Origin of the sequence: Mycobacterium sp. shizuoka-1 (assembly GCF_002723835.1) — a bacterium.
In the GTDB taxonomy this organism is placed as follows: Bacteria; Actinomycetota; Actinomycetes; order Mycobacteriales; family Mycobacteriaceae; genus Mycobacterium.
Genome location: NZ_BEWG01000074.1, coordinates 1 through 25,611, shown reverse-complemented (window position 1 = coordinate 25,611; position 25,611 = coordinate 1). Strand labels below are relative to the sequence as shown.

Sequence of the window (25,611 nt, the reverse complement as noted above, 5' to 3'; positions counted from 1 at the left end):
GGCGGCGGATCTGCTGGGGCAGTTGCAGAATGATCATGCCCTGACGTTGGATCATCAGCACTTGGCGCTCAGCGAGATACATCGTGTCATCGGTCAGGACCACTTGTTCGACACGTTCTTCGTCTACGAGAACTATCCGGTCGACGCCGCGACGTTGTCTGGCACCGACGGATTGACCGTCACCGACTTCGCCCATCGCGAGTACAACCACTATCCGCTGTCGATCCAGGCGATCCCCGGTGACGAGCTGACCCTGCGCGTCGAGTACGACACCGACATGTTCGACGCGGCCGCCGTCGAAACGCTGATCGATCGGTTCGAGCGCGTCCTGGCGGCGATGACCGCCCAGCCCACGGTGCCGTTGTGCACGATCGGTGTGCTTGACGAGGCCGAGCTCGGCCAGCTCGATCGATGGAGTAACCGGGGCGCATTGTCCCGGCCGGCGGCGCCGTCGGTGTCGATTCCGGCGTTGTTCGCCGCGCAGGTGGCGCGCGTTCCGGAGGCCGTCGCCCTGAGCTGCGAGGGTCGGTCGTGGACCTACCGAGAGCTGGATGAGGTCACGAATCGGTTTGCGAATGTGTTGGCGGGCAAGGGGATCGGACCGGGGCAGCGGGTGGCGGTGCTGCTTCCCCGGTCGGCTGAGGCGATCGTGTCGATTCTGGGGGTGCTCAAGTCGGGCGCGGCGTACGTGCCGATCGACCCGGCGGCGCCGTCGGCGCGGATGCAGCTGGTTCTCGATGACGCTGCGCCGGTGGCGGCGATCACCAACCCGGAGTTGGCACAGCGGCTGGCCGGCCAGGACTTGGACATCATCGACCCCGATGACCCCGTTGTCGACGATCAGCCCAGCACGCCGGTTCCGGGGCCGGCGCCCGACGACATCGCCTACCTGATCTACACCTCGGGTACCACCGGCGTGCCCAAGGGCGTCGCCATCACCCACCGCAACGTCACCCAGTTACTCGCGGCCATGGACACCAAAATCGATATGGCGGACCAGGTGTGGTCGCTGTGGCATTCCTTGGCGTTCGACGTCTCGGTCTGCGAGATGTGGGGTGCGTTGCTCTACGGAGGCCGGTTGGTCGTGGTGCCCGAATCGGTGGCCCGGGCGCCCGAGGAGTTCCACGCCCTGCTGGCCAACGAACGAGTCACCATCCTGTCCCAGACTCCGTCGGCTTTCTATGCGCTGCAAACCGCCGACGCGCTCGCACCCGCGCTCAGCCGCCGGCTGACGCTGCGGGCAGTGATCTTCGCGGGTGAAGCGCTGGAGCCACAACGTCTCCGGACGTGGCTGGCCGGCCACCCCGGCTCCCCGCGGCTGCTGAACCTGTACGGAACCACCGAGACTACGGTGCACGCGTCCTTCCGCGAGATCGTCGGCGGGGACACCGGCAGTGATGTCAGCCCAGTGGGTGGCCCGCTCGAGGACCTGGCGTTCTTCGTCCTGGACCAGTGGTTGCGCCCGGTGCCGGCCGGCGTGGTCGGTGACTTGTATGTGGCTGGGCCGCAGGCCGGTTTGGGCTATTGGCGACGTCCTGGGCTGTCGTCGTCACGCTTCGTCGCCTGCCCGTTCGGCGCGCCGGGCGATCGCATGTATCGCACCGGGGATCTGGTGTGGTGGGGTGCCGATGGCGAGTTGCGCTATGTGGGTCGCGCCGACGAGCAGGTGAAGATCCGCGGGTACCGCATCGAGCTCGGTGAGGTGCGTGCGGTGTTGGCGGGGCTGGACGGGGTTGAGCAGGCGGTGGTGATCGCCCGCGAGGACCGGCCGGGTGACAAGCGGCTCGTCGGTTATGTCACCGGGTCCTCGGTTGATCTCGATTCCGCTGCGCTGCGTGCTGGGGTGGCGGAACGCCTGCCGGACTACATGGTGCCGGCGGCGATCCTGGTGATCGACACATTGCCGTTGACCGTCAACGGCAAGCTCGACCGACGAGCGCTGCCCGCGCCGGAGTTCTCCGACGCCGATTCCTACCGCGCCCCCACGACCGCCGTCGAGGAGATTCTGGTCGGCGTCTTCGCCGGAATCCTCGGACTCAAGCGCGTGGGCGTGGACGACTCGTTCTTCGACCTGGGCGGAGATTCGCTGTCGGCGATGCGGCTGATCGCCGCCGTCAATGCCGCGCTGAACACCCACCTTTCGGTACGCGCATTGTTCGAGGCGCCCGCGGTCGCGCAGTTGGCGTTGCGTGTCGGCGGGGAAGAAGACCGGCTGATGCCGCTGGTACCCATGCAGCGGCCACCGGTGATCCCGCTGTCGTTCTCGCAGAACCGGTTGTGGTTCCTCGATCAGCTGCAAGGGCCTTCCCCGACCTACAACATGGCGGTGGGTCTGCGCCTGCAGGGTCCGTTGAACGAGGCCGCGCTGGGTGCGGCGCTCGCTGATGTGGTGGGCCGTCACGAGAGCCTCCGCACGATGTTCGCGGCCCCCGACGGAGTGCCTCGGCAGCTGGTGGTTCCTGCCGAACAGGCCGATTTCGGCTGGGACGTGGTCGACGCCGCGGACTGGACACCGGCCCAGCTCGACGATGCCGTCGGCGCCGTGGCACTGCACTCGTTCGACCTGGCCACCGAGATTCCGATGCGGGCCCGGCTGTTCCGGGTCAGCGACCAGGATCATGTGGTGGTGGCGGTGGCGCACCATATCGCTGCCGACGGTCTGTCCATGGGCCCGCTGGTGCAGGACCTGGGCGTGGCCTACGTATGCCGCAGCGCGGGTCTGAACCCGGTCTGGGCCGAATTGCCGGTCCAGTACGTCGATTACACCCTGTGGCAGCGCGCCCAGTTCGGCGACCTGGACGACGGGAACAGCCTGATCGCCGCGCAGTTGGCGTACTGGCAAGACGCGCTAGAGGGGATGCCCGAGCGGCTGCAGTTGCCGACCGACCGGCCTTACCCGCCGGTGGCAGATCAGCACGGAGCCACCATCTCGTGGCAGTGGCCGGTGGAGTTGCAGCAGCGAATCGCTGCGGTGGCCCGCGAGCACAATGCGACGAGCTTCATGTTCGTGCAGGCTGCCCTGGCGCTGCTGTTGGGCAAACTCAGTGCGAGTTCCGATGTGGCCGTTGGGTTCCCGATCGGTGGACGCCGTGATCCTGCCCTCGACGCGCTGGTCGGATTCTTCGTCAACACCCTGGTGTTGCGCGTCGACGCCGGCGGTGACCCGACGGTCGCCGACCTGTTGGCTCAGGTGCGTACCCGCAGCCTGGCCGCCTACGAGCACCAGGACGTGCCCTTCGAAGTGGTCGTAGAGCGGATCAACCCCACCCGATCGCTCAACCACCATCCACTGGTCCAGGTGATGTTGGCCTGGCAAAACCTGCCCGGGGAGACCAGTGAAGACATCGCGATGGCGTTGGGCGACCTTCAGGTAACCCAACTCCCGCTCGACACCCACACTGCCCGAGTGGATCTGGCGTTCTCACTGACCGAACGCTGGACCCGCGCGGGCGAGCCGACCGGGATCGGCGGCATGGTGGAATTCCGCACCGACGTCTTCGACGCCGCCAGCATAGAGAAACTGGTCGCGCGGTTGGAGCGGGTGTTGGCGGCGATGACCACCGACCCGGCGCAGCGAGCGTCCTCGATCGATGTCCTCGACGCGGCCGAGCACACGCGCCTCGACGAGGTGGGTAACCGTGCGGTGCTGACCCGGCCCGAGCCCCATGCGCTGTCGATTCCGGAGCTGTTTGCCGCGCAGGTCGCCCGAGGTCCCCAGGTTGTGGCGCTGACCTCCGGCTCGGTGTCGATGACCTACCGCGATCTGGAGGACTCGGCAAACCGCTACGCGCACGTACTGTCCAGCCGTGGGGTCGGTGCCGGCGACTGCCTGGCGCTGCTGCTTAATCGGTCGGCGGAAGCCGTCGTCGTCATGCTGGCGGCGCTGAAGGTTGGTGCCGCCTACGTGGCGATCGATCCCGCGCTGCCCGAGGCCCGCATCGAGTTCATGCTCACCGACGCCAAACCTGTCGCGGTCGTCACCACCGAGACCCTGCGGTCGCGACTGCATGGCCACAACATCGCGATCATCGACATCGATGACGTGGACGTCGCTCACCAGCCCAGTACCCCGCTCGCCCCGCCGGACCCGGACAACATCGCGTATCTCATCTACACCTCGGGCACCACCGGCACTCCCAAAGGCGTTGCGCTGAGCCACCGCAACCTCGCGCACATCGCAGCCTCGGCGCATCCTGATCTGCCTGCCGACCAGGTATGGACCCAATGTCACTCGTACGCCTTCGATTTCTCGGTGTGGGAGATCTGGGCGGCCTTGCTCGGCGGTGGCCGGCTGGTGGTCGTACCGGAAGCTGTCGTCCGCTCACCGGATGACTTCCACGCGTTGTTGGTCGACGAGAAGGTCAACGTGTTGACCCAGACCCCGTCGGCGGTCGCCGCGCTACGCCCCCAGGGGTTGGAGTCGGTGGCGCTGCTCCTCGGCGGTGAAGCCTGCCCGCCCGAAGTGGTCGAACAGTGGGCGCCGGGCAGAGTGGTGATCAACGCCTATGGCCCCACCGAAGTCACCGTGTATGCGTCGATGAGCGAGCCACTGGTGGTGGGAGCCGAGGTGCCGATCGGTGCGCCACCGCCGACCGTGGCGGCGTTCGTCCTCGATGAGCGGCTGCGACCGGTTCCGGAGGGGGTGGTCGGTGAGCTGTATGTGGCCGGGTACGGGGTCGGCGTCGGATACATCGGCCGCACCGGCTTGACCGCCTCCCGGTTTGTTGCCTGCCCATTCGGCCAACCCGGAAGGCGCATGTACCGCACCGGCGACCTGGTGCGCTGGCGTGCGGATGGACAACTGCAGTACCTCGGACGTGCCGATGAGCAGGTCAAGATCCGCGGGTATCGAATCGAACCCGGGGAGGTTCAGGCGGTGCTCGCCGGGCTCGACGGCGTCGACCAGGCGGTGGTGATCGCCCGCGAGGACCGTCCAGGCGACCCACGTCTGGTCGGCTACTTCACCGGCACGGCTGATCCGGTCAAGGTCCGGGTCGCGCTTGCCGAGCGGCTGCCTGCCTACATGGTTCCGGCCGCGGTGCTGGAACTGTCGGCCCTGCCACTGACCGTCAGCGGCAAACTCGATCGCCGAGCCTTGCCGGCGCCCGATTACCACGACGCTGAAAACTACCGCGCTCCAAGCACTCCCACCGAGGAGATCCTGGCCGGAATCTTCGCGCAGGTTCTCGGCGCCGACCGCGTCGGGGTGGACGACTCGTTCTTCGACCTCGGCGGGGATTCGCTGTCGGCGATGCGGCTCATCTCGGCGGTGAACAACAGCCTCGGGTCCGGCTTGGCGGTACGTGCCCTGTTCGAGACCCCCACAGTCGCGCAATTGGCTCCCCGCATCTCTGGAGACGATGCTCGTTCCGAGCCACTCGTGGCGCGCCCCAGGCCGGACGTGCTGCCGCTGTCTTTCGCCCAGAACCGGCTATGGATCGTCGATCAGCTGCAGGGCCCATCGCCGATCTACAACCTGCCGGTGGCGTTGCGGCTGCGGGGCGAGCTGGATGCCGACGCGCTCGGCGCCGCCCTGGCCGACGTCGTGGACCACCAACAGAGCCTGCGTACCCGCTTCCCCGCGGCCGAGGGTGTGCCGCAGCAGCTCGTCGTGCCCACCGAGGTTGCCGACTTCGGCTGGGCCGTGATCGACGCCACCGCGTGGTCGGACGCCGAGCTGGCTGACGCCATCGAGACCGCAACGCGGTACACGTTCGATCTGGCGAACGAAATACCGATGCAGGCACGACTTTTCCGTATCGCCGGTGACGAACACGTGCTTGTGGCGGTGGTGCACCATATCGCTGCAGACGGCTGGTCGGTCGCACCGCTGGTGCGAGATCTGGGCGTCGCCTACGCCAGTCGGTCGGCGGGCGAGGCCCCCGGCTGGGCCGATCTGTCGGTGCAATATGTGGACTACACGCTGTGGCAGCGTGCGCGGCTCGGCGATCTGTCCGACCCCGAGAGCCGCATTTCCGCCGAGCTGACGTACTGGGAAGACACGCTGGCCGGGATGCCCGAACAGTTGCAGTTGCCCACCGATCGGCCCTACCCGATGGTTGCCGATTACCGCGGTGCCCGGTTGGACGTGCAGTGGCCGGCCGACCTGCAGCAGCAGGTCGCCCAAGTGGCGCGCCAGCACAATGCCACCAGCTTCATGGTGGTTCAGGCCGCATTGGCCGTGTTGCTCTCGAACCTGTCCGCCAACAACGATGTGGCGGTGGGCTTTCCGATAGCCGGACGCGGTGATACCGCACTGGATGAGCTCGTCGGATTCTTCGTCAACACGCTGGTGCTGCGCGTCGACCTGGCCGGAAATCCTACCTTCGCCGACGTGTTGGCCCAGGTGCGTCGACGCAGCCTGTCCGCCTACGAGCATCAGGATGTGCCGTTCGAGGTGTTGGTCGAACGGCTCAAGCCGACCCGCAGCATGGCTCATCACCCACTGGTGCAAGTGGTGTTGGCATGGCAGAACTTTGGTTGGCAGGCCAGCGATGCCGCGGGGTTGTCCCTGGGCGATCTGCAGGTGGAGCCGATGGCGGTCGACACCGAGACGGCTCGGATGGACCTCACCTTCAACCTTGCCGAGCGCTGGGATGAGGCCGGGGAGCCGGCGGGCATCGGCGGCGGCGTCGAGTTCCGCACCGACGTGTTCGACGCGCCCAGCATCCAGAACCTGGTCGACCGGCTGGAGCGGGTGCTGGCTGAGCTGACCAGCGATCCGACCCGACGGATGTCGACGGTGGATGTTCTGGATGCGGCCGAACACACCCGACTCGACCAGATCGGCAACCGCGCCGTGCTGACCCAGACAGTGCGCAGCGCGGACTCGATCGCCTCGATGTTCACCGCTCAGGCCGCCCGCACACCCGACGCGGTCGCCGTCACCTTCGAGGGCGTGTCGGTGACCTACCGCGAGCTGGACGAGGTGACCGATCGGGCGGCACGCGTGTTGACCGGTCGCGGGGCCGGGCCCGGGCAGCGAGTGGCCCTGCTGCTGCCGCGGTCGGCCGATGCGATCGTGGCCATGGTGGCGGTGGTCAAGACGGGGGCCACCTATGTGCCCATCGATCCAGCGGTGCCCGAGCAGCGTCGACAGTTCGTGCTCGGCGATGCCCGGCCGGTTGCGGCGATCACCACCGCGGAACTGGCGGAAATGCTCGAAGGCCACGGGCTCGCGGTCATCGATGTGCTGGACCTGATCGCACCCGCGGTCGATCCGGGCGCAGCCTTGCCCGCGCCGGGGGCCGTGCACCCCGACGACACCGCTTACATCATCTACACCTCGGGAACCACCGGAACGCCCAAGGGCGTAGCGATCCCGCATCGCAACGTGATACGTCTGCTGCAGACGTTGGATGCCGACATGGACATGGCCGGGCTGGCTTGGTCGCAGTGCCATTCCCTGGCGTTCGACTTCTCGGTGTGGGAGATCTGGGGTGCGCTGCTCTACGGCGGCCGCGTGGTCGTGGTGCCTGATGCGGTGGTGCGCTCGCCAGAAGATCTGCACGCCCTGCTGGTTTCTGAACAGGTCGGGGTCTTGAGCCAGACTCCGTCGGCGTTCTATGCACTGCAGACGGCCGATGCCGCGAATCCTGAGCTTGGCGCCCAGCTGAAACTCGAGGCCGTCGTGTTCGGTGGCGAAGCTCTTGAGCCGCAACGCATGCGGTCCTGGTTGGAGCATCATCCGGCAGGTGCGCCGCGCTTGATCAACATGTACGGCATCACGGAGACGACGGTGCACGCGTCGTTCCGGGAGATCGTGGCCGAGGACGCGGACAGCGCCGTGAGCCCCATCGGGGTGCCGCTTGGGCATCTCGGGTTCTTCGTGCTCGACACCCTGTTGCGCCCGGTACCGACCGGTGTGGTCGGTGAGCTGTACGTGGCCGGGGCCGGCGTCGCCGATGGATACATCGGCCGGGCAGGGTTGTCCGCGACGCGTTTCGTGGCCTGTCCATTCGGCGAGCCCGGGGCGCGAATGTATCGCACCGGCGATCTGATGGCGTGGGGTCCCGACGGCGAACTGCGCTACATGGGCCGCTCCGACGAGCAGGTCAAGATCCGCGGGTACCGAATCGAACTCGGCGAGATCCAGGCGGCGCTCAGCGAAGTCGACGGTGTCGAACAGGCCGTGGTGATCGCTCGCGAAGACCGCCCCGGTGACAAGCGCCTCGTGGGGTACGTGACCGGCGATGTCGACGCGGCCGCCGCCCGCGCTGCACTGGGTGATCGGCTGCCGTCGTACATGGTCCCGTCGGCGGTGGTGGCCATCGCGGCGCTGCCGCTGACGGTCAACGGCAAGCTGGATACCCGCGCGCTGCCGGCGCCGGATTACCAGGATGTCGATTCCTATCGCGCGCCGTCGGACGCGGTCGAGGAGATCCTGGCCGGAATCTACGCACAGGTCCTCGGGCTGGATCGGGTCGGCGTCGACGAATCATTCTTCGAACTCGGCGGTGACAGCATTCTGTCGATGCAAGTGGTCGCCCGGGCGCGTGCCGCCGGCGTATTGTGCCGGCCGCGTGACATTTTCGTCGAGCAGACGGTGGCCGGGCTGGCCCGGGTCGCGACGATCGCCGACGGCGACCACGATGCCGTCGACGAGGGTGTCGGTCCGCTGCTGGCGACCCCGATCATGCGGTGGTTGCACGACGTCCCGGGGCCCGTTGATCAGTTCAACCAGGCCGTGTTGATTCAGGCGCCGGTCGGTGTGACCGAGGACGACGTGCTGGTCGTGCTGCAGGCGGTGCTGGATCGGCACGCGATGTTGCGGTTGCGCGTGGAGGATGACGACGCCGGGGGGTGGTCGATCACCGTGCCCGAGCCCGGATCGGTGGACGCCCGGACCTGCCTGCACACCGTCGACGCGTTGACCGATGACGCCGTGGCCAAAGCCCGTTCGCGGCTGAACCCGGCAACCGGTGCGATGGTGAGCGCGCTGTGGGCAGTCCCGACCGGTCAGCTGCTGATGATCGTGCACCACCTGTCCGTCGACGGCGTCTCATGGCGAATCTTGTTGGAAGACTTCAACCTTGCCTGGGCGCAGCTGCACGGTGGCCAGCAGGTCGAATTGCCGGCACCGCGAACGTCGTTTGCCAGGTGGGCGTCGATCCTGGCCGACCATGCTCATCACCCGGACGTCGTGGGCGAAGCGCAACGCTGGCGGGACATCGTGGCGGTGCCTGCGCCGCTGCCGGCCGTTGTGCCTTCGGTCGACACCTACGCCAACGCCGGCAGCCTGTCGGTGGAACTGGACCCCGAGACCACCAGGATGCTTCTCGGTGAGGTTCCGGCAGCGTTCCACGCGGGAATCAACGACGTTCTGCTGATCGCGTTCGGGCTGGCGTTGACCGAATTCTTGGGCACCACAGGGTCACCGGTGGTCATCGATGCCGAGGGACACGGGCGCCAGGAAGAGGTGGCCGACGTCGACCTCTCGCGCACCGTGGGGTGGTTCACCACCAAGTATCCGGTTGCGCTCTCGGTGGGTGGGCTGGACTGGGAGCAGGTGCTCGCCGGCGATCTGGGCTTGGGGCCGATCATCAAGGATGCCAAAGAGCAGCTTCGGGCCCTGCCGGACGGCTTGACCTACGGTCTGCTGCGCTACCTCAACAGCGATGTCGATCTGGCCGGCGCCGACCCGACGATCGGGTTCAACTATCTGGGTCGGATGAGCGGCGGTGGCGGCCAGCTGTCCGGGGACTTCTGGGAGATCCGCGAGGACGGCTGGAAGGTCACCGGTGCCGCGGCGAGCGTCCCGATGCCGCTGATGCACACCGTCGAACTCAACGCCGGCACTGTGGAAACCGCGGATGGCCCGCGCCTGCGCGCCGGCTGGACGTGGGCGCTCTCCGCGCTGGACCACGCCCAGGTCAGCCGCCTGTCCGAGCTGTGGTTCGACGCGCTCGCCGGTATCTGCGCACACGTGCACGGCGGCGGCGGGGGACTGACACCCTCCGATGTCGCGCCCGCGCACCTGACCCAGCGACAGATCGACGACCTGTGCCAATCGCATGAGGTCGCCGACATCCTTCCGCTGACTCCGCTGCAGCAGGGACTGCTGTTCCACGCCAAGGTCGCTCACAGTTCCGGTGACGACGTCTACGCCGTACAGATGGGCGTCACGCTGACCGGCAGGCTCGACCGGTACCGCTTGCGGGAGGCCGTGCATGCCGCGGTCCAACGCCATCCCAACCTGGCGGCACGGTTCTGTGACGGATTTGAGGAGCCGGTCCAGGTGATCCCGGCGGATCCGCAGGTCCCGTGGCAATGGGTCGACCTCAGTCGTGCGGCCGAGGACCGGGAGCGGCAGATCGAGCTACTGTGTGCGGCCGAGCGCAGCGCGGTGTGTGATCTGGCTGATCAGAGCGCCTTCCGGGCGGCGTTGATCCGCATCGCCCCAGATCGGCATCGGCTTGTGCTGACCAATCACCACATCCTGCTCGACGGCTGGTCGGTCTCGGTACTGCTGGCCGAAGTGTTCGGCGAATACTACGGACAACGCCTGCCCGCCGCAGTTCCGTATCGCAGGTTCATCAGCTGGCTGGCCGATCGTGACCTGCCAGCGGCTCGGGCGGCCTGGCGAGACGCTCTGTCGGGCTTCGCGACACCGACCCTGGTCGGCCCCGACGACTTGGGGGTGGGCCCGCGAAACGTTACTTCGCTGCGGGTTTCGGAGGCGACCACGGAGGCCTTGAACGAGCTGGCGCGTAACCGCCACACCACCGTGAGTACGGTGTTGCAGGCCGCGTGGGCACAGCTGCTGATGGCGATGACCGGCAGCCGCGACATCGCCTTCGGTGTCGTGGTCGCAGGGCGGCAAGCCGAGGTGGCCGGCGCCGACTCGATGGTGGGCTTGTTGATCAACACGGTGCCGATGCGGGTGAATGTCCCGCCCGACACCACCGTCGCTGATCTGCTCGACAAGCTGCAAGACGGGCGAAGCCGAACCCTCGACCACGAGTATCTGGGGCTCAACGAGATTCATCGGGTAGCTGGTCAGCATCGACTTTTCGATACCGTCTTCGTCTACGAGAACTATCCCACCGACCCGTCACTGCTGTCGGGTGCGGACGGACTGGCAGTTGCCGACGTCAACAGCCGCGACTACTACCACTACCCGCTCACTGTGCAAGTCGTGCCGGGCGCTGAGCTGGACCTGCGCATCCAATACCGGACGGATGTATTCGACGACAACAGTATTGAGCGATTGCTCGACCAACTCGACCGGGCACTGGCTGCCATGGCCGAAGATTCCAGCCGGCTGCTCACGCCGTTGGGCGAGTGGGACCGCCGGCCGCGGCGGGTCGCATCGTCATCGCACCACCGCGACTACAGTGCGCCGATCACCGACACCGAACAGACGTTGTGCGGCATTTACGGCCAGGTGTTGGGAGTAGAGCGGGTGGGGGTGGACGACTCGTTCTTCGATCTCGGTGGGGATTCGTTGTCGGCGATGCGAGCGGTCGCCGCGATCAATGCCGTCGTCGACGTCCCGATCGACCTGCCCACCTTCTACCACATGCCGACGGTGCGAGCGTTGGGCCAACAGGTGGGGCCGAAGCACTGAACCCGCGCTAGCTGTTCGAGGCCCGGCTCTCCGCGGTGTACCAGTGGGTGACGTCGTAGCCGGCCTCGTAGCGGGCGAGCCATTCTGTTGCCAGCGAGGGCAGCTTCTGCTTGGCGGGGTTGTGGCCGGGGATCTGACTGCGCAGCACGCCCAATGCCGCGACCGCCTGCTCCCGCAGCGGGATGTGCGGATAGAACTTCTGGATCGGCCCGTAATCGGGGATGTCGAACCGGCGGTACTTCTGCAGAAGCGGAAACTTCTGCGCCAGCGTCGCTTTCAGTCCGGGGCTGCCGAACATGGAGGTGGCGTCGACCTTCCGCTCCTCAAGCGGAATGTGCTTGTTGAACCCTCTGGTGGCCGTCACCATCACTTCACCGCCGTGCTGGAAGACTGACGGCGCCACCTTCATGCGATACCACGGATCACCGACGACGGCGTTGTAGATGATCAGCGCCGAGCTGCGGTGCTCCATCTCTTCGACGAAATGCCAGATGAACAACGACGCCACGCGATCGTCACCCGGTTCGAACAGGGTGTCGGCGTTGTTGAGCATCATCGTGAAGGTCGGGGTGAAAGTGGCCTCCAGATCGGCAATGTAGGCCAAGCGGTACTTCAGCGGCGTGCTCTCGGTCAGATCGTCATAGGCCGCCATCACGTCGTCGAGGGTCTCCTGCAGTGCCGGGTATCCCTTGATCAGCGCCTTGGCGTGCTGTCGATGGGCCATGCTGTGCTGGCCCTCTTGACGGACGAACGCCAGAGCCTCTTCGGCGACTGCCGGATCGGTGATCGTGGGCAGAGCCTCGTGGACCGTTGCGCTGATCATCTTCTCGACGGCGAGGAACAGGAACGACAGCATGTTGGCTGCGCAGGAGAACGCGGGGTCGGATTCGTTCCAGATGAACGGAACGGGGTGGTCGGCGAACGCGAATCGCATCTTGCGCACTTGCAGATCAGTCACCGGAATTGCACCCTGCTTTCTCGAACTGACGACCTCGACCAATCACCGTCACCACATGTACGGAATGAGCCGCGAGCGGACCTGCTGGGTGTATTCCCGGTACCCGGCGAGTTCCCGGTCCAGTAGCTTCTCCTCGTCGTGGATACGCGCGGCGAGCACCGCCACGCCGGGCATGACAAAGGCAAGGGCCCAGAACGAGCCGAGGGCAAGGGGCAGACCCACCAGGATGAGTACGTTGCCGGTGTACATGGGATGCCGTACCACCCCATACAGGCCGGTGCTGACGACCTTCTGGCCCGATTCCACCTGGACGGTGGTGGACGCATAGATGTTCTGGACGGCCACAACGACCGCCACCGCGAAGCCGGCGCCCGCCACAAGACTGCCGATCACGCAGAGCGCCGCCGGCACCGACGACCAGCCGAAGCGATGGTCCAGACCGCTGACCACACATATCGCCGCCAGCGACCCGTAGAGGCCGATCATGACGACTTTCTGAATCGCCCGGCCTTCTGCGATCGGGCCGCTGCGCATGCGTCGTTCCAGGGCAACGGGATTCGTGATCTGCAGGTAGATGCTGGGTATCCAGGCCGTCACGGCGAACATCGACAGGAACACCCACGCCTGCCAGTAGTCGAATGTGCCCGCCGACAAGAACACCAGCAATCCGATCACGACAAGCTGGCCAAGTCCCAACGCGGACACTCTCAAAACGGCGTTCACGATCCTCCCACATCTTCTTTCCCGTACCGCATGCCGATGTTCTTGCCTCGGCACCGGGTGTCACACATCGGGGCTAGGCCGGCGTATCACTACTCGTCGGTGCCAGCTTTTCGCAGAGCAGCTCCGCCAAGCCGCGAATGGTGCCGACGGCGAGGTCGCCGGCGGTCAGCCGCACACCCGTTTCCGCCTCGAGCCGGGTCCTCAGTTCCAGGGCGCCCAGTGAGTCGACCCCGTACTCGGAAAGCGGCCGGTCGGGCTCGATGTTGCGGCGCAGGATGAGGCTCACCTGATCGGAGATCAGGCGCCGCAACCGATTGGGCCATTCGGCACGCGGCAGCTCGCTGAGTTCCGCATGTAGTTTGCTCGTGCCGACCAGTGTTTCCCCGACAGCGACGAAGGATTCGGCGAAGGGGCTGCGCTGAGCGAAGGCGGTCAACCAAGTGTTGCCGGTGATCGGCGCATAGGCCGTGTACGCGCGATCGTGACGCAGCAGCACGTCGAGCGCGTAGGCGCCCTCGTCCGGGGCGATGGCCGCGCCGGTGCTCTCGGCGAGGTCCGTGGCGCGCCCGATCTGGCTCCAGGGTCCCCAGGCGATCGCGGTGCCCGGCAGGCCCTGACTCCGCCGCCAGCGGGTGAAGGCATCCAGCCAGCTGTTGGCCGCGGCGTAAGCGCCCTGCCCGGGCGATCCCACCAGCGCGGACGCCGACGAGAACGAACAGAACCAGTCCAATGGTTGACCGGAGGTGGCGGCATGCAGGTTCCATGCACCGTAAACCTTTGGCGCCCAGTCATGCTCGATGATGTCATCGGTGATGCTGGCCAGCGTGGCATCCTCGATCACGGCCGCAGCATGCAGCACACCGCGTACCGGCAACCCGGTGGCGGTGGCGGCCTCCACCATCCGCTGTGCGGTGCTGGGATCACTGATGTCGCCACAGTGCACGACGACGTCGGCGCCCATCGCCCGAATCAGTTCGATCGTCTCCAGAGCCTTGAGTGTCGGCTGTGAGCGGGATGTCAGCACGATCCGTCCACAGCCGGCAACGGCCATCTTCTCGGCGAGGAACAGACCCAGGCCGCCGAGGCCGCCGGTGACCAGGTATGCGCCGTCGTGGCGAAACGCCTTGGCCCGCTCCGGCGGTACCACCGCGCTGCTGCGCCCGGAGCGGGGGATCTCGAGCAGGAGCTTGCCGGTGTGTTGGGCCGCTCCCATCACCCGGATCGCGGTGGCGGCCTCGGCGAGCGGATACGCGGTGTGGTTGGCGGGCGGCAGCGCGCCGTCTGCCACAAGCCGGTAGACGGTGCGCAGCAACTCGCCGACCCGCTGGGGGTGGGTGATCGACATCAATGCCAGGTCCACGTAGTAGAACGTGAGATTGCGCCGGAAGGGGAACAATCCCAACCGGGTGTTGCCGTAGACGTCGCGCTTGCCGATCTCGACGAATCGTCCCCCGGTGGCCAACAGTTCGAATCCGGCGCGCTGGGCCGCGCCGGTCAGGGAATTGAGCACGATGTCCACGCCGTAGCCGTCGGTGTCGCGGCGGATCTGCTCGGCGAAATCGGTGCTGCGGGAATCGTAGACGTGCTCAATCCCCATGTCTCGCAACATCTGCCGGCGATCTTCGCTACCCGCAGTTGCGAAGATCTCGGCACCCGCGGCGCGGGCGACGCCGATCGCAGCCTGACCGACGCCGCCGGTCGCCGAGTGAATCAGCACCCGGTCGCCCGCAGCGATCCGGGCTTGATCGTGCAGGCTGTACCAGGCTGTCGCGGTGGCGGTCGCCACTGCCACCGCCTGGTGATCGGTCAAGCTGGGTGGGAGCGGGGCGGCCAGCCGAGCGTCGCAGGTGACAAATGTGCCCCAACACCCGTTCGCGGAGAAGCCGCCGACCCGATCGCCGACCTTATGGTCGACGACATCGGGGCCGACCGAGGTGACCACACCGGCGAAATCCATGCCCAGCTCGGGCAAGCCCCCGTCGATGGCCGGAAACAGACCCATCGACACCAGCACATCGGCAAAGTTGATGCTGGATACGCCGACGGCGACCTCGATCTGCCCCGGTCCGGGTGAGACCCGTTCGCTGACCACCAGTTCGAGTGTCTCCAGATCGCCCGGGGTGCGGACGTGTAATCGCATTCCGTCGGAGTCGTTGTCGGCGAGGACGATCTGCCGTTCGTCGGGCCGCAACGGGCTCGGTCGCATCCGCGCCGTGAACCAGGCGCCGTCACGCCAGGCTGTCTCGTCTTCTTTGGAGCCACTCAGCAGCTGCGCGGCCAACTGCTCGGCGTCGGCGGTGTCGTCGACGTCGATCTGGGTCGCGTGCAGATGGGGATGCTCGGCGCTGATCACCCGCACCAAGCCCCGCAGCCCACCCTGTTCCAGGTTCAACACGTCAACGGGCAGAACCGACTGGGCGCTGCGGGTCACGACGAACAGCTGCGGGATGTGACCAGAGGTCTGGACCAGTTCGCGGGTGATGCGGGTCATGTGTTGGACGTAGTCTCGGCCTAGCCGGATGGCTTGGTCGTCGGTGTCGGCAGTCTTCGGTCCGGTGAGAATCACCGCCCCGGTGACTTTTTCAGAACGCAGCTGCTCGGCCAGATTCTCGGCGCTGGAGCGGTGGTCGGCGTTGGGTGGCCAGCATATGGTGTTGCACTGCGCACCTTGACGTTTCAGGATGTCGCCAAGCGCCGCGCAGGTCGGGTCCGCGGTGGCAGTGGTGCTGATCAGCAGCCAGGTTCCGGCGTCGGTATGTGGCGTTTCGGGCAACGCGCGCTGTTGCCACTCTACGGTCAGCAATCGCTCGGCAAGCATCCGAGCTTGTTGGTCCTGCTCGGATTCGGCAGTGCCGCAGCGCAACCCCTCCACCCTGAGCAGGACAGTCCCATGCTGGTCGAGTAGGTCGAGATCGGCCTCGATGCCGGTGGCGTCGGCCTCGGTGACGTGGACGTAGCAATAGTGGGCATTGCGGGTAGACCCGAAGGAGCGTAATCGGTGCGCCCCCAGTGGAAGTCCCAGCACATCGACCTGGGCGTGTGAGGTGGCGGCGACCGCTTGGAAGCAGGCATCCAGAAGTGCCGGGTGCACGCCGTAGGAGTCTTGTTGCGTGCGGATCTGGCGGGGCAGCGCAATCTCGGCCACAACGGTGCTGCCGGACTCACAGGTGTGAATGGTTCCTAGACCCAGGAATGCGGGTCCGTATTCAATGCCGACCTGTTCAAGTCTGTTTCGTACCTCGACGCCATCCGTGCGAACCGGATGGTCGGCGAGAAGGTCGGCAATGTCGTACCCGGCGAGTTGTTCGTCGTCGGTGGTACGCAGCACTGCGCTGGCTTGTCGGGTTTGTCGGCTGCCGTCGTCGGATTCCACGAGGAAGTCGGCAACGCCGGGTGACGACATCGATGCCGAGGCGCCGACGGTGGTCTGCTCGTCGAGCAACAACGCCTGCTCGAAGCGGATGTCACGAACTTCGGCAGCCTCGCCGAGCACGGTATGTGCAGCTGCCAAGGCCATTTCGCAGTACGCGGCACCGGGGAGCACCGCCACGTGGCGGATGGTGTGGTCGGCAAGCCAGGGTTGGGCGACCGTGCCGAGTTCGGCCTGCCAGACGTGGCGTTCGGGCTCCTCCGGCAACCGCACGTGCGGGCCCAGCAGTGGGTGCACCGATACGGTGTAGCCGCCATGTGTCGCGGATTCCTGGTCGGTGTGATCGAGCCACAGCCGGTGCCGTGCCCAGGTCGGCAGCGGCGCGTCGACCAGGAGCCCGTCTGGGTACAGAGAGGAGAAGTCGATCGCGGCGCCGGCACTGTGCAGATCGGCGACCACACCGCGCAGCCCATGCGGCAGCACCTGCTCCCGCCGCATGCTGGCGAAGGCGGCGACCGGCGCGTCCACGCTCTCGGCGCTTCGCTCGATCGTGTGCGTGAGCATCGGGTGCGGTCCAAGCTCGGCGAACACCCGATACCCGTCCTCCAGCGCCGCCCGTACCGCGGCGGCAAACCGCACCGTGTTGCGCAAGTTGCGCACCCAGTACTTGTTGTTGCAGACCGGTTCCTCGCGCGGATCGAAGCCGGTCGCGGAGTAGTACGGAATCTCCGGTGTCAGCGCCTTGACCTCGCCGAGCGACTGCGCGAGATCATCAAGGATCGGATCCACCAGGGGAGAATGCGCCGCGACATCGATCACGGATTGGCGGACCATGACGTCGCGCTGTTCCCAGCCCGCCATGAGCTCGCGAACAGTCTCTGCCGCGCCGCTGATCACCGTGGACTCCGGCGAGGCGACCACGCCGACGACCACGTCCTTGATGCCGCCGAGCGTCAACTCGGAAAGCACCTGCTTGGCAGGCAGCTCGACCGACGCCATGATTCCGGAACCGGCGATGCCCGCCATCAGCCGTGAGCGCCGGCAGATCACTCGCACACCATCTTCGACCGACAGTGCGCCGGAGACCACGGCTGCCGCGACCTCACCCATCGAATATCCGATGACCGCACTCGGACGTGCGCCGTACGCCTTCATGGCGGCGGCCAGCGCAACTTGCATCGCGAATATCGCCGGCTGCAGTTGGGCGTCGCCGGTCACCACTTCCGGTGCGGTGATCGCGGCGGTGACCGAAAACCCGGACTCGGCGTGTATCAGGGGTTCGAGTTGCGCGATGGTGGCAGAGAACACTGGTTCGGTCTCCAGCAGTTGCGCGCCCATCCGAGGCCATTGGGCCCCCTGCCCGGAGAACACCCATACCGGTCCACGGTCGTCATTCGCCAGCGTGGCCTGATACGGGGAATCATCTTCGGCGACCTCGAGCAGCGCCTTGGTCAACTCGGCATGGTTGCCGGCATGGACGGCGGTGCGCACCGAGCGATGCGCACGTCGACGTGCCAGGGTGTACCCCAGATCCGGTAAGGCCACGTCCTGATGCGCATGTACCCAGTGAGCCAGCCGGCCGGCGCTGCGGCGCAGCTCCTCGGCAGAGGTCGACGAGAGCGCAAACAGCAGGGGTGCACTGGGTATGCCGTGGTCGTCCGCGATCCCGGCCGGCCTACCGGACGGCTCGAGACCCTGCTCCAGTATGGCGTGAACATTGGTGCCCGAGACTCCGTAGGACGACACCGCCGCGCGGCGCGGGTGCAGACCGGTCGGCCACTCGGTGTTGTCAACGGGCACAAACAGATTCGTCGAGATGCGGGCCAAATCGTCCGGCAGACGGGTGAAGTGCAGACTGCGGGGGACCACACCGTGCTGCAGCGCGAGGACCGCCTTGATCAGGCCGATCACACCGGATGCCGACTGGGAATGGCCGAAGTTGGTTTTCGCCGATCCCACCGCGCAGGGGCCGTCGACGCCGTACACCTCGCTCAAGCTGGTGTATTCGATGGGATCGCCCACCGGAGTGCCGGGCCCGTGCGCCTCGATCATGCCGATGCTGGCGGCGTCGACCCCAGCGGCCGCCAGGGCTGCCCGGTAGACCGCAGTCTGGGCGGTAACCGACGGGGTGGAGATGTTCACGGTGTGGCCGTCCTGGTTGACGGCCGTGCCTTTGATGACCGCAAGCACGCGGTCGCCGTCGCGGAGTGCGTCCGGCAGGCGCTTGAGCAGCACCATCCCGCACGCCTCACCGCCGACGTAGCCGTCCGCCGCGACGTCGAATGCGCGACAGCGTCCTGTTGGAGACAGATGGCCCGCCGCCGTACCCGCGACGAACTTGCGCGGGTCCAGCATCACATAGGCGCCGCCCGCCAGGGCGAGGTCGCTTTCACCCTCGCACAGGCTGCGACATCCCATGTGCACCGCGAGCAACCCCGAGGAACAGGCGCTGTCGACGGCCATCGCAGGACCATGCAGTCCGAGGGTGTAGGCGATGCGCCCCGACGCCATGCTGAAGGTGTTGCCGGAGAAGCCGTAGGGCCCTTCCATCGCGTCGGTCTCCGCCGACACCAGTTGATAGTCGGAATGGGTGAGGCCGGTGAACACGCCGGTGCGCGAGTCTCGCATCACGTCCGGGGTGAGCCCGGCGTGTTCCATGGCCTCCCAGGCGGTTTCCAACAGCAGCCGGTGTTGGGGATCGAGCGCGGCGGCCTCGCGCTCATTGATTTCGAAGAACTCGGAATCGAAGCCGGCGACGTCATCGAGGAACGCCCCCCACTTCGACGCGGACCGGCCCGGGACATCCGCCTCGGGGTCGTACAACTCGTCGCTGTCCCATCGATCGCGGGGGACCTCGGTGACCAGGTCACTGCCGCTGCACAGCGCGTCCCACAACTGCTCGGGCGAACCGATGCCGCCCGGGAGTCGGCAAGCGATGCCGATGACCGCGACCGGTGTGGTCTTTGTGGTGCTCATAACTGCCGGGGGTTGTGCGGGGCTCGAGCCGCCTGCCCGATCATCGATCGCACCGAATCAGACCATCCTGTCTTCTCACGCCAACGAATCTGCAGTTCGGATCGCTGTTCGCTCATCAAGGTTTCCCGACCCCAGGTAAGTCGATTATTGACGCAGACGCTGCGCCGCGGGTCCAGTTTGCTTGATTCGCAGGTAAGTGCACAGGTCCAGTCCCACTCGGCCCTCCGGACCGCCGTTGACGAAAGCGTCACTCAACTTCGGTGTTCGGAAACGTCGTCCGCGGGCCTTTTGGTAGCTTGCTTCGCGTGACACAGGCGATTGAGGCATCGATTCCGGCTCTATTGCGTGAGCGCGCCAGCCTGCAGCCGGATGACGTTGCGTACACCTTCATGGACTACGACCAGGAATGGGGCGGCGTCCCGGTCAGCCTGACATGGCCGCAGTTGTATCGGCGGGTGTCGAACTTTGCTCGCGAGCTCAGCGCCTGCGCGTCACCCGGGGACCGCGCGATGATCATCGCGCCGCAAAGCCTGGAGTACATCGTCGCGTTCCTGGGGGCGCTGCACGCGGGTGTGATCCCGGTTCCGCTCTCGGTTCCGATGGGGGGCGTGACCGACGAGCGAGTCGATTCGGTGATGCGCGACGCATCGCCGGTCGCTGTCTTCACGACTTCGGCGGTGGTGGCCGAGGTGAGCCGCAGCATCGTCCCGATGCCCGGGCAGGCGCCGCCGACCATCATCGAGGTCGATCGGCTCGATCTGGATGCACCTCCGCGGCCCGGGGCGCCCGCGATGTACGAGCACGACGATCCCCACGCCACCGCCTATCTGCAGTACACCTCCGGCTCGACCCGGTCGCCGGCCGGCGTGATGATCTCCTACACAAACCTCTTCACCAATCTGCAACAGATCACCACCGACTACTCGCGGCATGCGGGCGTCACGCCCCCTGACCTGACGTTTGTGTCGTGGCTGCCGTTCTTCCACGACTTGGGATTGATCCTGGGTGTGTGCTCGCCGATCGTGTTGGGCACCAGCGCCGTGCTGACCAGCCCGACGTCGTTCTTGGTCCGGCCTGCGCGCTGGATGCAATTGCTGGCGACCAACCCGTGCGCATTCACCGCAGCGCCGAACTTCGCGTTCGATTTGGCGACGCGCAAGACCTCCGACGAAGACATGGCCGGGCTCGACCTCGGCGGCGTTCATACCATCCAGAGCGGCGCCGAGCGGGTTCAGCCTGTGACGATCAAGCGCTTCACCGACCGTTTCGCCCGCTTCAATCTGAGTGAGACGGTGATCCAGCCGTCCTACGGGATGGCCGAGGCCACCCTGTATATGTCGACTCCCAGGCCGGAAGATCCGATCAAAGTTGTCTACTTCGACACCGATGCCCTGACCGCCGGCGAGGCCAAGCGCTGCGCTGGAACGGACGGCACGGCGTTGGTCAGCTACGACGGGCCTATCAGCCCGCGCTCGCCAGTCCTGCGGATCGTGGACCCGGAGACGTGCACCGAGGTTCCGGAGGGTAAAACCGGCGAGATCTGGTGCCACGGAGACAACGTCAGCGCCGGCTACTGGGAGAAGCCCGAGGAGACCGCGCGCACATTCGGCGGCAGGATTGTCCGGCCGTCGGAGGGTACGCCAGAAGGGCCATGGCTGCGGACCGGCGATGTCGGCTTCATTTCCGACGGCGAACTTTTCGTGGTCGGCCGCATCAAGGACCTCCTGATCATCTACGGCCGAAACCACGCGCCGGACGACATCGAGGCGACGGTCACCGAAATCACCAAGGGCCGGTGCGTCGCGGTCGCGGTCCCCGACGACACGGTGGAGAAACTGGTCGTCGTGATGGAGGTCCGCAAGCGGGGCGACTCCGACGAGGAAGCCAAGCAGAACATCGAGACGGTCAAGCGGGAGGTCACCGCGGCGATCTCGAACGTGCACGGTATCGCGGCTGCTGACGTCGTTCCGGTGGCTCCCGGATCGATCCCCGTCACGACCAGCGGCAAACTGCGACGACAGGCTTCGGTGGATCTGTACCAGCGCAAGCTGTTCGCCCGTCTGGACGGCTGAACCTACGGCGTCCCGTTGTTGCCGTCGCTGCCGTTGACGGCGGAACCGTTTGCCGCCCAAGCTGTTCCACCAGTGCCGCCGGCACCGCCTGCCGTGCTGCCGTCGCCGCCGCTTCCGCCGTTGCCGCCCACGGAGTTTCCGAGGCTGTAGTTGTAGGCGAGGCCACCAACGCCGCCCGCACCGCCGGTCGTGGTGCCGTCCCCGCCGGCTCCGCCCGTTCCGCCGACGGCGGCGCCCGGGGCGGAGTATCCGAGGACCTGGGTGATGACCGACAGTAGGTAGTCCCAGGTGGGGTCGCCTGCGAGGTCGGCGGTACCGCCTGCTCCGCCATCGCCGCCCGCCCCGTTCGTCCCGGTGCCACCCGCTCCACCGTCCCCGGCGACGACGCTGCCCGGGTGGTACGCGCCGGCGAAGTAGCCGAAGCCGAAGCTGATCACCGAGCCGCCCGCACCGCCGTTGCCGCCGGTGGCACCGTCACCGCCCGTGCCGCCGTCGCCACCGCTTCCGCCGATCAGCCCACCGGTCCCACCCGCGCCGCCGTTTCCACCGACCCCTCCGGCATTGGCTCCGCCGGCCCCGCCGCTTCCCCCCGCGCCGAACAAGAGTGCCGAGCCGCCATTGCCGCCCGCTCCGCCGTTGGCGCCGCTGCCGCCGTTGCCGCCATTGCCGATCAGCCCGCCAGCCCCGCCGTTGCCGCCGACACAGCCTGCGCTGTCGGCGCAGGTCGCGTCGGTCCACGAATACCCTTTGCCGCCACTGCCCAGCAGCCAGCCGCCGGATTGTCCGTCCGGGCTGTCGGCCGTGCCATTGGTGCCGTTGCCGATGAGCGGGCGGCCCTGCCACTCGTTGGTCACAATTGCGGTGACGATGTCCGAGAGGCTGATGGGGAATGGATTCGGCCCCCCGGCGGACTGGGCGTACGCAACGATGGCGCCGATCACGTCGGTGATCGTCAGGTTCGGCGGGGTGGCCGGGGAGTCCGCCGCGGTCGATGACGCCACCGCTACGGTGGATCTGGCCGACCCCGCCGTACCGGACTGCTGGATCGGTGGCACCGAATCCGTGGTGGTCGTCTGGTTCTCTTCAGCGGCCGCGGCGGCAGGGCGGGCGCCGACGGCGCGCGCCGAACCGGTTGCCCTGGGCCTGGTCGACGATCGGGGGGTGTTCACGCGGTCGGGGGCTTCCGCCTGAGGAGTGCCGGGCGATCTCTTCGACGATGTGGAACGCCCGGTATTTCCCACCTTCGGGCCGGCGCCGCTGTGACTCGATGATGCGGAGTCCGCCGCGGAGTCCGCGTGAGCGACTCCCGAGGCACCCGCCAGCGACGCGCAGAGGCCGACGGTCAGAGCACTTGTTCCGAGCCAGATCGAGGCTTTGCTGTAAGGCCGCTGTGTGCGATGGCGGGAAGTGCTGCGCCGCTGCTGGGAACGCGCCCCGTTGGTCGCCCGGTGCCGTGCAGCCATGGTTTGCTCCCATGCTCGCCGATGCTCAGGCGTCACATGGTAGCAATGCGCGATGCGCAGCCGGTCACACCTCACGAGGTCGCACTACGACGAGATTCGGGATGCCGGCCGGCGGCTGCGTTTCCGCTGAGCGCTTTTGTTTGGCACCGTCCTCGCTGCTCGAGCTGCCCGGTTTACCCGCCCGCGCCGCCGGTGCCCGCAGTGCCGCCGGTGCCGCCGGTGCCACCGGTGGTTCCGCTGGGGCCGTTGCCGGTGTTGCCCGCGCCTCCGCCGGTCCCGCCCTTGCCGGCACTGGTGCCGGCCTTACCGCTGCCGCCGGTGCCGCCACCACCACCGCCACCGCCGGTGCCGCCGGTTCCGCCGCTACCGCTGCCGCTGCCGTTTCCACCCGTTCCGCCGGTGCCGCCGGTTGGGCCGCCTCCGCCGGTTCCGCCAGTCCCGGCGGCACCGGTCCCAGCGCCGCCGGTTCCTCCTGTTCCGCCGGTTCCGCCCGTTCCGCCGTTTCCGCCGGAGCCGTTGCCGCCTCCGGCATTGCCACCGGCTCCGCCGACGGCGGCGGTGCCTCCGGTTCCGCCACCGCCACCGGCCCCTGTGCCATTGCCGGTGCCGCCGTTACCGCCCTTGCCCGCGGTGTTCGCGTTGCCACCGGCACCGCCCGAGCCGCCGTCGGTGCCGTTGCCCCCGAGCCCGCCCTGACCGCCCTGGCCGCCGTTGCCGCCCTTGGCGCCGGCGGTGTTGGCGCCGGTGCCGTTGCCGCCTCTGCCGCCGGTGCCACCGGTCCCGCCGGTGCCGCCGGTGCCGCCGGATCCGCCTCCGACACCTGCGATACCGGCGCCGCCGGCACCGCCCTGGCCGGCTGTTCCGCCTTGACCGCCGTTGCCGCCCACCACTGGTGCGGTGAAGCTGTTCGTGCCGATGTCACCGGTACCGCCGTTGCCGCCGTTTCCGCCGAGCCCGCCGGTGCCGCCCGTTCCGTTGGCGCCGCCATTGGTCCCCGCACCGGCCGCGCCGCCGGCACCCGCAGTGCCGCCGCTGCCGCCGGCCGCCGCGTTGCCGCCGTTGTTGCCGGTGTTGCTGCCGCCGGCCCCGCCGGTGCCGCCCGTGCCGCCGGTTCCACCGTTGCCACCGGCTCCGCCGCCGATTCCGCCGATGCCGTTTCCGCCGGCGCCGCCGGCGCCCGCCGCACCGCCGGTGCCGCCGGTGCCACCAGCGGTGGGCGCGCCACCGCTGGTGCCTGTCGTACCCGTGCCGCCAGCACCGCCGTTGCCGCCGTTGCCGCCGTTGCCGCCGGTGCCGATGCTGCCGGCCGCGCCCCCGCCGGTACCGCCCACACCTGCCGCGCCGGCGGTGCCGCCCGAGCCGCCCTTGCCACCGACCTGGCCCGCACCACCCGCGGTGGTATTCGTGCCGCCGGCTCCGCCGGTGCCGCCGGAACCGCCGATACCACCCTTGCCGCCGGCCCCGCCACCGCTTGCGCCGATGCCGGCTCCGCCGGTGCCGCCCTGACCGGCGGTGCCGCCGTTGCCGCCGGCCCCGCCTGCGGTGGGGGTCGTGCCCGTCGTACCGGTCGTACCGGTGCCACCGGCACCGCCGTTGCCGCCGGTCCCGCCGGCTCCGGCCGCGCCGATGGCGCCGGTCGCGCCACCGCCTGCGCCGCCTGCGCCGGCCGCACCTGCGTTGCCGCCGGTGCCGCCCTTGCCGCCGGCAGACCCATTGCCGCCCGCAGTGGTGTTGGTGCCGCCGGTGCCGCCGGCACCCCCCGTGCCACCGACACCACCTTGGCCTCCTGCGCCGCCACCCACGCCGCCGATACCGGCGCCGCCGGTGCCGCCGGTGCCGCCCGATCCGGCATTGCCGCCGGCCCCGCCTGCCGTCGGCGTCGTTCCTGTCGTTCCGGCGCTACCAGTTCCACCGGCGCCGCCGGCCCCGCCGCCACCGCCGGCGCCGGCAGTGCCGTTGCTGCCGTTCGCGCCGCCGCCGACACCGCCTGTGCCTGCGGCACCGGCCTTTCCGCCGGTTCCACCTTGCCCGCCGGCGGCGCCCGCGCCGCCGGTGGTTCCGGTGTTGCTGCCGCCGGCACCGCCGAGACCGCCGAGACCGCCGATGCCGCCGTTGCCGCCCTTGCCGCCCCCGACTCCGCCACTGCCTGCGCCGCCGCTGCCGCCGTCTCCGCCGGCGCCTGCCGCACCACCTTGGCTGCCCGCTGTCGCCGTCGTTCCGGCTGCGCCCGTTCCGCCGCCACCCCCGTTGCCGCCGTCGCCGCCGTCGCCTGCGCTGCCTGCGGTGCCGTTCGCGCCGCCGCCGGAACCGCCGACGCCTGCGGCTCCGGCCTTACCGCCGGTTCCGCCTTGGCCACCGTCGCCGCCGGCGCCACCGGCGTTGCCGGTGTTGGTGCCGCCGTCTCCGCCGTTACCGGCGAGGCCGCCCACTCCGCCGTTGCCGCCCTTGCCGCCGCCGTTGCCGCCGGTACCGCCTTGGCC

At 68.0% G+C, this 25,611-nt stretch carries 8 protein-coding genes; 3 read left to right on the top strand and 5 right to left on the bottom strand.

From position 1 onward, the window contains the following. Positions 1-11,569: non-ribosomal peptide synthetase (locus tag MSZK_RS20915; protein WP_099250526.1), on the top strand; the 11,569-nt coding region annotated here is incomplete at its 5' end. Between the two features lie 7 nt (positions 11,570-11,576). Here MSZK_RS20915 and MSZK_RS20910 read toward each other — a convergent pair. The 3 genes from MSZK_RS20910 to pks2 form a co-directional block, all read right to left on the bottom strand. After that, a complete protein-coding gene (locus MSZK_RS20910) occupies positions 11,577-12,527 on the bottom strand; it encodes a metal-dependent hydrolase (RefSeq protein WP_102869264.1) in 951 nt (316 codons plus the stop codon). A gap of 48 nt (positions 12,528-12,575) precedes the next feature. Then, the gene (locus MSZK_RS20905) at positions 12,576-13,250 is read right to left on the bottom strand and encodes an isoprenylcysteine carboxylmethyltransferase family protein (RefSeq protein WP_099250525.1); all 675 of its coding nucleotides are present in this window, start codon (positions 13,248-13,250) and stop codon (positions 12,576-12,578) included. 73 nt (positions 13,251-13,323) lie between these two features. Next, on the bottom strand, positions 13,324-19,596 hold the full coding sequence (gene pks2 / locus MSZK_RS20900) for a type I polyketide synthase (protein ID WP_099250524.1): 6,273 nt from the start codon (positions 19,594-19,596) through the stop codon (positions 13,324-13,326). A 305-nt stretch (positions 19,597-19,901) separates the two neighbouring features. Here pks2 and MSZK_RS20895 point away from each other — a divergent pair, with 305 nt between their 5' ends. Then, positions 19,902-21,668 (top strand): AMP-binding protein, encoded by a 1,767-nt coding sequence (locus MSZK_RS20895; RefSeq protein ID WP_099250523.1) that lies wholly within the window; start codon positions 19,902-19,904, stop codon positions 21,666-21,668. A gap of 2 nt (positions 21,669-21,670) precedes the next feature. Here the strand turns inward: MSZK_RS20895 and MSZK_RS33505 are convergent, their stop codons facing one another. Next, entirely contained in the window at positions 21,671-22,522 is an 852-nt protein-coding gene (locus tag MSZK_RS33505; protein WP_158230610.1) for a PGRS repeat-containing protein, read from the bottom strand. 13 nt (positions 22,523-22,535) lie between these two features. Between MSZK_RS33505 and MSZK_RS32435 the strand changes: the two genes are divergently transcribed. Further along, positions 22,536-22,859 carry a hypothetical protein gene (locus MSZK_RS32435; protein WP_158230609.1) on the top strand — a complete coding sequence of 108 codons (324 nt, stop codon included), beginning with the start codon at positions 22,536-22,538 and terminating at the stop codon, positions 22,857-22,859. Positions 22,860-23,304: 445 nt separating this feature from the next. On the opposite strand, the gene MSZK_RS33500 is transcribed toward MSZK_RS32435, so the two are convergent. Continuing rightward, on the bottom strand, positions 23,305-25,611 hold a 2,307-nt coding region (locus MSZK_RS33500), incomplete at its 5' end, for a hypothetical protein (RefSeq protein WP_199203423.1).

What these genes read in the sequence shown, in the direction of transcription:
- MSZK_RS32435 (WP_158230609.1), top strand. Translation starts at nt 22,536, where the DNA reads ATGTCCGAGAGGCTGATGGGGAATGGATTCGGCCCCCCGGCGGACTGG.
- pks2 (WP_099250524.1), bottom strand. Translation starts at nt 19,596, where the DNA reads ATGAGCACCACAAAGACCACACCGGTCGCGGTCATCGGCATCGCTTGC.